The organism is Aminobacter sp. P4_D5 (assembly GCF_056401815.1).
This window is the reverse complement of sequence record NZ_JBFUIP010000441.1, coordinates 1-1004: the sequence shown is the minus strand read 5'-3', so window position 1 is coordinate 1004 and position 1004 is coordinate 1. Positions and strand designations below refer to the sequence as shown.

General features: G+C 68.1%; 1 protein-coding gene. It reads right to left on the bottom strand.

Going from position 1 to position 1004, the window contains the following annotated elements; translation table 11 throughout:
• Positions 1 to 909: NAD-dependent epimerase/dehydratase family protein (locus AC1DWF_RS32605; RefSeq protein WP_476842655.1), on the bottom strand; the 909-nt coding region annotated here is incomplete at its 3' end.
• Between the last annotated feature and the right edge of the window lie 95 nt (positions 910 to 1004).

Below are 1004 nucleotides of genomic sequence, written 5' to 3'. Positions count from 1 at the left end.
CCCAAAATCCCGCTCCATCGCCGAGACATCCGCAAACGTCCCGGGCACGTCCCCCGGCTGCATCGGCATGAGCACCCGCTCGGCCTCCACGCCCAGCAGCTCCTCCAGGATCGCCACCAGGTCCAGCAGCGGTTCCGGCCGGCCGTTGCCGATATTGTACATCCGGTGCGCCGGTGCCGCTGGCGGATGGTCCAGCGCCGCGATCACGCCCGCCACGATGTCGTCCACGAAGGTGAAGTCCCGCATCATCCGGCCCTCGTTGAACAGCCGGATCGGCTCCCCCTTCAGCATCGCCTCGGTGAACAGCCAATAGGCCATGTCCGGCCGCCCCCAGGGCCCGTAGACCGTGAAGAAGCGCAGACCCGTCAGCGCCAGGCCGTAGAGGTCCACATAGGCCTTGCTCATCATCTCGCCAGCGAGCTTGGTCGCCGCGTAGAGCGAGGCCGGCTGGTCCGCCCGGTCCGTCTCGCGGAAGGGTCCGTCCTCGCGCGAGCCGTAGACCGAGCTGGTCGAGGCATAGACCGTGTGCCGGATCCGTCCTTCGCTGCGCCGAACGCCCTCCAGGACGGAAAGGTGGCCGGTGACGTTGGCGCTGGTATAGGCAAAGGGCGCCTCGAGCGACCACCGCACCCCGGCCTGTGCCCCCAGATGCACGACGCGGTCGATGCCGCTCTTCGGACCCATCAGGCGGAGCACGCCGTCCACATCAGCTAGATCCATGCGGAAGAACTCGAACTGCGACGTGCCCGCCTCGCCGGTCAGCGCCGCGAGCCGCGCCTCCTTCAGGGCGGGGTCGTAATACGGGTTCAAGTTATCGAGGCCAATAACCTCCTCGCCACGCGCCAGCAATGCGCGGCAAAGGTGCGCGCCAATGAAGCCGGCAGCCCCGGTCACGAGAACGCGCGCCATTTCGGTTAGTCCTCCCTGGTTTCGCCCTATGGGGCCGACCGGCCCTGGCGGTCAATGCGCGCCGTCAACCGCGGCCGCGATAGCCCGGCACGTCC